The organism is Chloroflexota bacterium (assembly GCA_035652535.1).
GTDB lineage: Bacteria > Chloroflexota > UBA6077 > UBA6077 > SHYK01 > DASRDP01.
The window spans coordinates 1-9,543 of sequence record DASRDP010000005.1 but is presented as its reverse complement, the minus strand read 5'-3'; the positions used below and the strand labels follow the sequence as shown (position 1 = coordinate 9,543).

Annotated in this window: 8 protein-coding genes; 7 read left to right on the top strand and 1 reads right to left on the bottom strand. The window is 69.2% G+C overall.

Annotation, left to right across the window (positions count from 1 at the left end; genetic code table 11):
- The first annotated feature begins 484 nt into the window (after positions 1–484).
- From VFC51_00810 to VFC51_00800, 3 genes are all read left to right on the top strand, one after another.
- Positions 485–1,240 (top strand): class II aldolase/adducin family protein, encoded by a 756-nt coding sequence (locus tag VFC51_00810; GenBank protein ID HZT05547.1) that lies wholly within the window; start codon positions 485–487, stop codon positions 1,238–1,240.
- A 234-nt stretch (positions 1,241–1,474) separates the two neighbouring features.
- Entirely contained in the window at positions 1,475–3,028 is a 1,554-nt protein-coding gene (locus VFC51_00805) for a multicopper oxidase domain-containing protein (protein HZT05546.1), read from the top strand.
- Between the two features lie 54 nt (positions 3,029–3,082).
- Entirely contained in the window at positions 3,083–3,430 is a 348-nt protein-coding gene (locus tag VFC51_00800) for a hypothetical protein (GenBank protein HZT05545.1), read from the top strand.
- Here the strand turns inward: VFC51_00800 and VFC51_00795 are convergent.
- Positions 3,427–4,455 (bottom strand): cupin domain-containing protein, encoded by a 1,029-nt coding sequence (locus tag VFC51_00795; protein ID HZT05544.1) that lies wholly within the window; start codon positions 4,453–4,455, stop codon positions 3,427–3,429. The two genes, VFC51_00800 and VFC51_00795, sit on opposite strands and share 4 nt — an antisense overlap.
- A gap of 230 nt (positions 4,456–4,685) precedes the next feature.
- Here VFC51_00795 and VFC51_00790 point away from each other — a divergent pair, with 230 nt between their 5' ends.
- The 4 genes from VFC51_00790 to VFC51_00775 all read left to right on the top strand — a co-directional run bounded on the left by VFC51_00790 (position 4,686) and on the right by VFC51_00775 (position 9,085).
- A complete protein-coding gene (locus tag VFC51_00790) occupies positions 4,686–5,432 on the top strand; it encodes an alpha/beta hydrolase (protein HZT05543.1) in 747 nt (248 codons plus the stop codon).
- Between the two features lie 167 nt (positions 5,433–5,599).
- Complete coding sequence (locus tag VFC51_00785; protein ID HZT05542.1) at positions 5,600–6,274, top strand: SdpI family protein; 675 nt, start codon at positions 5,600–5,602, stop codon at positions 6,272–6,274.
- 26 nt (positions 6,275–6,300) lie between these two features.
- Positions 6,301–8,064, top strand: a complete 1,764-nt coding sequence (locus VFC51_00780) for an ABC transporter substrate-binding protein (GenBank protein ID HZT05541.1) — start codon at positions 6,301–6,303, stop codon at positions 8,062–8,064.
- Between the two features lie 73 nt (positions 8,065–8,137).
- Positions 8,138–9,085 (top strand): hypothetical protein, encoded by a 948-nt coding sequence (locus VFC51_00775; protein ID HZT05540.1) that lies wholly within the window; start codon positions 8,138–8,140, stop codon positions 9,083–9,085.
- The last annotated feature ends 458 nt before the right edge of the window (positions 9,086–9,543 follow it).

Sequence of the window (9,543 nt, the reverse complement as noted above, 5' to 3'; positions counted from 1 at the left end):
GCCCTCAGGATGACCCTAAGGGCGTTGTGCTGAGCGCGTGGTGTTGTCATGCTGAGCGTAGCGAAGCATCTCGATTGCGCGAGATCCTTCGGGCTCCGCCCTCAGGATGACCCTAAGGGCGTTGTGCTGAGCGCGTGGTGTTGTCATGCTGAGCGTAGCGAAGCATCTCGATCGAGCGAGATCCTTCGGGCTCCGCCCTCAGGATGACCCTAAGGGCGTTGTGCTGAGCGCGTGGTGTTGTCATGCTGAGCGTAGCGAAGCATCTCGAATGCGCGAGATCCTTCGGGCTCCGCCCTCAGGATGACCCTAAGGGCGTTGTGCTGAGCGCGTGGTGTTGTCATGCTGAGCGTAGCGAAGCATCTCGATTGCGCGAGATCCTTCGGGCTCCGCCCTCAGGTTGGCCGCGGGGGCGGCCAGGCCTGAGCCCCGTCTGCGATGGAGACCGTGAGTACAATACGGACAAGTTCGAGCGGGAGGTACTTCCGTGAGCCAGACCGTGACGCAGGCCAGCAGCGAAAGCGGCGACGCGGCGGCCATCGAGCGGGATCTGCGCGTCCAGCTCGCTGCAACGTACCGATTGGCGGACCGATACGGCATGAGCGAGCTGGTCAGCACCCACATCTCGCTGCGCGTGCCCGGTCCCACTCCCACATTTCTGATCAACCCGAGCGGGTTCATGTTCCACGAGATCACCGCCTCCAGTCTGGTCCGGGTCGATCTGGCCGGGAACAAGATCGGGCCGAGCCCGCACCGGGTGAGCCCGGTCGGCGTCGCGATTCATAGCGCGATCCTCGAAGCCCGTCCGGACGTCAACTGCGTGCTCCACGCCCACAACACCTACACCGTCGCGGTGTCGGCGCAGGAATGCGGCCTCCTTCCGATCTCCCAGGCCGCCATGCGGTTTCACGGGCAGGTCGCGTACCACGAGTACGGCCGCGCGGGGACCGACCCGACCGAGCGGTCGCGCCTCGCCGAGGACATGGGCGACAAGTGGGTGATGCTGATGCGCAACCACGGCTTTCTCACCACCGGGCAGACCGCCGCCGAGGCGTTCATCGCCGCGTACTACCTTGACCTCGCGTGTCGCGCCCAGATCGTCGCCCAGTCGGCCGGCGTGCCGCTGGTCATGCCTCCGATGGAGGCGGTGGAGGATGCCACGCACCTGCGGGGTCGCGACGAGCCCGCCTGGCCGGCGTTGCTCCGGCTGCTGGATCGCGACGACCCGTCGTACCGGGACTAACCGCATGCGGGGGATGTCATTCGGGCCACGCCCGTCCTGCCCCTTCACGCGGCCCTCTTCCCCGAGGTGGGCGAGGGGCTCATCGCCTCTCCCTCCCGTGGCCGCGCCGTTCCGTCGCCGACGGCCGCTCCCACTCCGGTGGGAGCGGCGTCTGACTATCTACTTGACCGCCGCGGGCGCACGGAGTGGCGTTGCGGGCAGCCCGGCTGGGCGCAAGGCGGGGGGGTTGCGCTCGTGGTGACGCGCGGAGTCGGCTGGTCGACCCTGCTGGCGGCGATGGCGGGCGCCCTGCGCGCCGCCTTCGGCGTGATCTGGGCCATCGACGCCTACCTCGCCTGGCAGCCCGAGTTCGCCGCCCACTACGTCGGCTATCTGACCAATGCCCAGCAGGGCCAGCCCGGCTGGCTTCAGCCATGGTTTGCCATCTGGCTCACCATCGTCAACCCCGCGGCCGACGTCTTCATCTTCCTGACGCGCGTCATCGAGACCCTCATCGCGGTGGGCCTCCTCTTCGGCCTCGCCCGAAAGTGGATCTCCGTCGCCGGTAGCGTCCTCAGCCTTCTGATCTGGGCCACCGCTGAAGGGTTTGGGGGGCCATACACGGTCGGCGCGACGAACCCGGGGCCGGGGCTCGTGTACGTCATCGTGTTCCTCGCCCTGATCCTGATCGATCGCGCCCATGGGCGCACGCCCTACAGCCTCGACCACTACATCCAACGGCGGTGGCCTCGCTGGAGCCGGGTTGCCGAGTGGGCGCCGGCGTCCGCCCTCGCCGAGGTGCCACCCCCGCTGCCATGGAGCGAGCAGGCGGTCGCCATCGTGGCGATCGTGGTCGCCATCGTCGTGCCCGTTGGAAGCCTGCAGAGCGCGCTCAACGTTTCGCCCGCGACCCCCGCGAGCGCGGCGGCGGCCGTGTCTCCCCTCTCCCTCGCCTCGAGCACCGCGATCGCCCAGGCGCGTGACGCGACGCTTCCCCCGCTCATCGGAACAGGCGACAGCGTGTCCCTCACGATCACGTCAACCGACACGAATGTGGAGATCGCCAACGGCGTCAGCTACGCGGCCTGGACCTACGACGGCACGGTGCCCGGCCCCGTGCTCCACGTGCGTCAGGGACAGACCGTAAACGTTACCTACGTGAATCGAGGGATCATGCAGCACTCCATCGACTTCCACGCCGCGGAGGTGCCGCCAAACGTGGCCTATCGGAGCATCAACCCCGGCGATTCCCTGCAGTTCTCATTCGTCGCGCGGACCGCGGGCGTCTTCGTCTATCACTGCGGGACGCCGCCCGTGCTCATGCACATGGCGAACGGTATGTACGGCGCGATCGTCGTCGACCCCGTTCCCGCCCTGCCGCCGGCCGACGTCAGCTACGTGCTGGTGCAGTCGGAGTGGTACACGCAGCAGCTCCAGGGGTCGCTCCTGACCGGCGATCCGGGGAAGATGTTCACTGTCTCGCCGGACGAGGTCGTGTTCAACGGCATGGCCTACCAGTACCGTGACCAGCCGCTGACGGCGCGGGCCGGGGAGCGCATTCGCCTATACGTTGTGGACGCGGGGCCGAATCTGTCCAGCGCGTTCCACGTGATCGGCTCGATGTTCGAGACGGTGTATCCCGACGGAGACGCCGCGCACGCCCTGAACGGCGTCTCCACCTGGCAGATCGCGCCAGGCGCGGGCGCGATCTTCGATCTCGTGATCCGGGACGCCGGACAGTATCCCTTCGTCGACCACAGCATGCGGAACATGGGGATCGGCGCCGTGGGCGTCCTGAACGTCCAGTGACGGTCGAGGTCGGCAACCCCGCGCGACGCCGCCCAGGCCGGAGGAGCTGAGTCCGTGCCGCGCATCAACACGCGCTTCGCCGCCGGCCCGCTCGACGACGTGGTGTACCGCGCGGCGGAGGTCGCCGGGATGCCCGAGGTTGTGGCCTCCCGGTACGAGGGCGGCGAATTCTTCTGGAGATGGGTCACGTCCTCGAACGGGCTCGGCGTCCGGAGCGTTGTCCTCCGCATCGGGCCACGGCCGGACGGAGCGTTCACGGCCGTGGTGGGCGTCGAGACGTGCAGCCACGCGCCCACGCCGCGGCCATGCCGGTGGGAGCCGATTGGCCAGACGACGCTGCCCAGCTTCGGCGCCCTCGACGAGGAATGGCTCGCCGCGCAGCTCCGCCGGGCGCGCGCCTAGTCTTCTTCTCGCTCCTCGCGATACAGATCGAACGCTTCCAGCACCGGCTGGTTGTGCACGGAGAAGAGCACCGCGCGATTCGCCCCCAACTGCTCGTGGGCGTGCCAGTCCCAGCTGGGAACCGTGAAGCAGTCACCCTTCGCCCATTCGAGCCGCTTCTCCCCCACCACCGTCGCCCCCTGGCCCTCGACGACGTGGTAGATCGTATACGAGGTGTGGCGGTGGGGCTGCGTGCGCTCGCCGGGCCGCAACATCTGGATTCGCGCCCCCATCGTCGGGAGGAGGTGCCCGCCGTTGACCGGATTGACGTAATCGAGGACGATGCCGTCGCATGGATCGGCCTCCCCCGCCGCCGCGCGGTCCAGGGCGGCAAGGACCGCGTCGCGCTTGTAGAGGGCCGGTTGGTGCGCGGGGTGCGCCGGTCGCGATATGGGACGGACGCCGCCCATGAGGTCCAGGGCCGTCCCCTCGCGCGCGATGAGGGGCTGGCTGCGCATGGGGTACTCCTCGCCCAGTCGGACGTGGAGCGCGCCGCCGACGAGCGGGTTGTCGTGGATGTCGAGCCAGACCATCGGCTCGTCCGTCGGATTGGTGTGATCGTGCCAGCCCCAGCTTGGCGTCGTCACGTAGTCGCCGGCCTCGAGGTAGACAGCCTCGCCGTCCACGGTCGTGTAGGCTCCCCTGCCCTGCACAATAAAGCGCGTCGCGGCGAACATGTGGCGATGGGCCGCGGCGACCTCGCCCGGCTTCACGAGCTGGACGGACATTTGGATGGTCGGACTCGTGCCGTCGAGCCCCTTGGTCACGAGCTGGACCGTGCGCCGCCCCGTGTATTCGAGGTCGATCAGCTCGCCTGCCCGCATGAGGCTCGCGTAGATGTGGTCCCACTTCCAGAGCTGGGCGCGCTCGCCGGGCGCAAGCTTCGCGCGCGCGACGCCGCGCCAGTGTCCCCGGAGCCCCTGCTCGGCCAGCTCCCGGTCGAACGCCTCGATGATCGCCTCGGTTGCCTCCGGGCCCGCCGCCATCTCGACCTCCCTCAGTGGTGGTGTGCGCCCAAGCATAGCGCCGAGGCGCGGCGGCGTCTATGACCGTAGCCGCCCGTTCGCCCTGAGCCCCGGCTCCGCTCGCCCTGAGCCTGTCGACGGGCGCTCGGGGCAGGCTCCTCGAAGGGCCCGCCCGCGCGTCCTGCGCCTCGGCGAAAATACGCGGCGCAGGGCCGAGCCCGCGAGGCCGGCCGATCGAAGGAGCGTTCGCCATGCCAAAGGTCCTCGTCAGCGGGGTCGATCTCAACTACGAGGAGGTGGGAGAGGGCGCCCCCTTCATCTACATCGCCGCCACGCGGTTCGACAGCGCCAAAGCGTGGGTCGCGCCCATGCGGGAGCGCGCGACCGGCTTTCGGGTGATCCTGCCAGACCCACGGGGCATGGCGGGCAGCGCCCACGTCTCCTCTATTCGGCCGTCGGACTGGATCGACGATCTCGCCGGCCTCCTCGACGCTCTGAGCATTTCGTCCGTTCATCTGGCCGCGGAGACGCTGGGCACGCGGATCGCCACCCGTTTCGCGGCAGACCATCCGGATCGCGTGGCGACCCTGATTCTCAATGCCCCGATCGCCTACAGCTCGCCGTCCGGCGACGCCCAACGGGCGGCGGCGCTTTCCGAGCAGCGGAAGCGCGACCTCGAGTACCACCACGGCAGCGACTGGGAGGCAGTCAACGCCTTCTACCTCGGCCTCCACGCGCAGCCGGCCTTCCACGAGTACTTCGACCTGCGGGCCGTCGCCGACCGCGTGCCGGCGCCGGTCCTGGTGATGCGGGGCGACGTCGACGATCCCGTCCACCCCATCGGCCACGCCGTCGAGCTGCACGCGCGCTTCCCGCGCTCGTGGCTCGCCATCTTTCCGAACACGGAGTTCAACGCCATCCGCGGTCGGCCGGAGCAGGCGTGGTCGACCATCCGCGAGTTCATCGCTGCGTCGGGGGGAGGGTCAGGGCGGGGGTGATTCCCCCACCCCCGCTGGCGCAGGGGAGGGAGTTGCCGCTTTCCCTCTCCCCCGCGACGGGGGAGAGGGTGAGGGTGAGGGGGTGAGCTCCCCCACCCCCGCTGCCGCGGGGGAGGGAGAGTCCGCACCGTGGTACTATGCGACGCGCCACGAGTGAGGTGATGGGGATGAAGCTGGGTTTGGCGCTCGCGCTCAGCGTGGGCCTGGTCCTGGGCATGTTCGCCTTCAGCGCATGGGCGTGGGTGCTCCTCCCATCGGATGCCTGGCTTCCGGTCCACTGGGGCCCGAGCGGTCAGCCGGACCGCTACGGCGGCAAAGGCGAGGCGCTCCTCGTGACGCCGGCCATGGCCGCCGTCGTGACGGCCATCCTGGCGCTGCTTCCCCGCGTCGAGCCCCGGCGGGCAAACCTCATCGCGTCGTCGGGCGCGTATGCCGTCATCTGGATCGCCGTCGTCGCCTTCCTGGCCGCCGTCCACGTCTTCCTCGTCCTCACCAGCGTCGGCGTGGCGATCAGCGTGTACGCGGCGCTGCCCGTCGCGGTGGGCGCCCTCTTCATCGTCATCGGCGCCCAGCTCGGCAAGACGCGGAGCAACTTCTTCATGGGCGTTCGCACGCCGTGGACGCTCTCGAGCGAGCTGTCCTGGGCACGCACGCACCGCGTCGGCGGGCGCGCCTTCATCGTCCTCGGGCTGCTGTTCCTGCTGGCCGGGGCGACGAACGACCCACGGCTCCTGTTCGCCGTCGTGGTCGGCTTGCCGATTATGATCATCGGGCTCGTCGCGTATTCGTACGTGGTCTGGCGGAGCGACCCGGGCAGGACGGGCGCGTCGTCCGCCGGCTGACAGCCCGCCCCAAAAGGAGTGACGCGATGCTGGCCCGCATGGTCCGACACGAGCGTTCCGCCCTCCCACCGCGCCGGGCGCACCGACTCGCCACGATCGGCGCCCTTGCCCTCGCGGTGCTGGTCGGGTGCGCGCCCACGCCCGCCGGCGGGCCGCGCCCAGCGGGCCGGTCGAGCGTCGACCGACCGGCGACGACGCTGGACATCGCGGTCCGCTACGAGCCCGAGAGCCTCGCATCCGTCCCCTTGCGGGACACCGGCTCGGGCGTCAGCTCAACGACGCGACTCTTCAACGCCCAGCTCGATATGCAGGACGGCAAGAGCGAGCCGCGGCCGTACCTGGCGGAGGCGCTGCCACAGCTCAACACCGATTCGTGGCGGGTTTTCCCCGACGGGCGGATGGAGACGACCTACCACCTGCGTCAGGGCTTGACCTGGCAGGATGGCGCGCCCCTCTCGGCGGACGACTTCGCCTTCGCGTGGGCCGTGTACTCGACGCCGGCGTTCGGGCTGGCGGATTCCCCACCGCTCAAGCAGATGGAGGGGGTGGATGCTCCCGACCCGCGCACGGTGATCATCCGCTGGCGCGAGACGTACCCGGATGCCGGCGCGCTCGCGATGAACTTCCAGGCACTCCCGAAGCATCTGCTGGAGGAGCCTTTCGGGCGGATGGACGCGGAAGCCTTTGTCGCCCAGTCCTTCTGGACGACGGACTACGTCGGGCTGGGGCCCTATCGCATCCAGCGCTGGGAGCCTGGCGCGCTGCTGGTGGGCACCGCGTTCGAGGGACACGTCCTCGGTCGGCCCAAGATCGAGCGCGTCATCGTGCACTTCTTCGCCGATGAGAACGTGGCCTTCACCAACCTGTTGTCGGGCGAGGTCGAGTATGCGACGGGGCGCGCCCTCCGCTTCGAGCACGGCACGACCCTCCAAAAAGACTGGGGCGACGGCGCCCGGGGAACCGTGCTCTTCACGCCCGACACCTCGCGGTTCATGGCGGCGCAGTTCCGGCCGGACCTCGTCTCCCCGCGCGACCTCCTCGACCCGCGCGTGCGGAGGGCGCTCGTCTCGTCCATCGATCGCGACGCCCTCAATGAGGCGATGTTCGAGGGCCATGGCGACATGTCAGACATCTTCCTGACCCGGTACAGCCGATACGAGCGCGTGCCGGACATGGACGCGACCATCGCGCGCGCGCAGCAGACGATCGCCCACTATCCCTACGACGAGCGCAAGACGGCCGGGTACATGTCGGACGCGGGGTATACGCGGAACCGCGACGGAGCGTTCGTGAACGCGGGCGGCGAGCGCTTCAGCATGGAGGTCTGGAACCACGCGTCGCCCCAGTATGGAAAGGAGCTGGCCGTCATCGTCGACACCTGGAACAAGGTTGGCTTCGACGCCCGGCCCAACGTGCTGCCGGCGGCCGCTCTTCGCGACGGGAAGCTGCGAAGCAGCTTCCCCGCCCTGTACATCGCGTCGTCGTCGCGGCTGGAGAGCTTCACGCAGGCCGCGATTCCCACCGACGCGAACCGATGGAGCGGCTCGAACCGCGGCTCGTGGGTGAACCCCGCGTACGAGGAGCTGTGGACCGCGTTCAACTCGACCCTCGATCCTGACCAGCGCCGCGAGCAGATCATCGGGATGCTGCGGCTCCTGAACGACGAGCTGCCGGCCTGGGTGCTGTACTACAACCCGAGCGTGGCCGCGTTTCAATCGGTTTTGAAAGGCCCGGACAACGCGAGCCTGAACACGGACGTATGGAACATCTATGACTGGGAGATGCGTTAGGAAAAGGCTGGGGATTGGGGGTCCCCCCTCCCCGACCCTCCCCCGTCGACGGGGAAATTGAAGGAGGAAACCGATGAGCGCACCCCTGGACCTCTCGCTTTTCATGGCGCGGACGCCGCTGACGAGCGCCCTCTACGATGGAACCGTTCAGCCTAAGGGGGTACGCCTGTCGGTCGCGAACGACTTCAGCGACGGTCTCGACAACACCGGCGAGCGACACCGGCAGATCCTCGCGGGCCAGCTCATGGGAGGCGAATGCTCGACGTCCTCGTTCCTCCTCGCCCGCACGCGGGGCGTGCCGCTGGTCGCGCTCCCCGTGTTTCTCGCGCGGAGCTTCCCTCACCGGCAGATCCACTGCTACGTCGACGCGCCCATCAGGTCGCCATCGGACCTGAATGGGAAGCGGGTGACGGTCCACCGGTGGAACTCCACGTCGCCCACGTGGACCAAGGGCCTCCTGGAGAATGAGTACGGCGTGGACCTGCGCAGCGTGCACTGGTACACCGCGGAGCCCGACCCCGAGGGCGAGGGGGCGCCACCCGACTTCGACATCCAGCGCGTGCCCGAGCCCGCGTCGCGCGAGAAGGCGGTCGAGATGCTCCAGCGCGGCGAGATCGACGCGGGGCTCGACCCGTACGTGCAGCCCGGCCCCACCGTTCGAAAGGTCCTTGGCGACCGGTGGCAGGAGGAGGCGGCCAGCTTTTTCCACCGAACGAACGTGTACCCGATGAGCCATACCTTCGTGATCCGGCAGGAAGTCCTCGACGAGCATCCGTGGCTCGCCGAGAGCCTGCTGGAGGCGTTCCGCGCGTCGCGAAAAGAGGCGCCGCGCTACATGACGGAGCAGCAGCGCGCCCACGAGGCGTGGCTCGAGGACGTGATCGGCGGCGATCCCCACGAGTACCGGCTGGGCCCGGTCGAGCAGAAGACGCTCACGGAGCTGGTGCGCTACCAGTTCCAGCAGGGGCTGCGCACCGAGCCGATCGATCCGCTCGCCCAGTTCGCCCTCGACGGCGGCTGATTTCGCTTCATCCGCCCCGCAGGCGGGCGAGGATCCTTCCTCCCTGTCGGTGGGAAAGCCGGGAAAGGGGGCTCAGGGCACCCAACGGCCCGGCCTGTCATCCCGCGGGCGCCCAACAGCCGGCCTGTCATCCCGAGGGCGCCCAAAAGCCGGCCTGTCATCCCGAGGGCAAAGCCCGAGGGATCTCTCCCGCGCGAGATGCCTCGCTGCGCTCGGCATGACCGGGGCGGCGTCGCCTCGCTGCGCTCGGCATGACCGGGGCGGCGGCGCCTCGCTGCGCTCGGCATGACCGGGGCGGCGGCGCTGCGCTCGGCACGACCAGCGGCCGGCCTGTCGTCCCGATGGCACCCAAAAGCCGGCCTGTCATCCCGCGGGCGCCCAACGGCCGGTCTGTCATCCCGAGGGCAAAGCCCGAGGGATCTCTCCCGCGCGAGATGCCTCGCTGCGCTCGGCATGAC

What these genes read in the sequence shown, in the direction of transcription:
- VFC51_00780 (HZT05541.1), top strand. Translation starts at nt 6,301, where the DNA reads ATGCTGGCCCGCATGGTCCGACACGAGCGTTCCGCCCTCCCACCGCGC.
- VFC51_00795 (HZT05544.1), bottom strand. Translation starts at nt 4,455, where the DNA reads ATGGCGGCGGGCCCGGAGGCAACCGAGGCGATCATCGAGGCGTTCGAC.
- VFC51_00785 (HZT05542.1), top strand. Translation starts at nt 5,600, where the DNA reads ATGAAGCTGGGTTTGGCGCTCGCGCTCAGCGTGGGCCTGGTCCTGGGC.
- VFC51_00790 (HZT05543.1), top strand. Translation starts at nt 4,686, where the DNA reads ATGCCAAAGGTCCTCGTCAGCGGGGTCGATCTCAACTACGAGGAGGTG.
- VFC51_00775 (HZT05540.1), top strand. Translation starts at nt 8,138, where the DNA reads ATGAGCGCACCCCTGGACCTCTCGCTTTTCATGGCGCGGACGCCGCTG.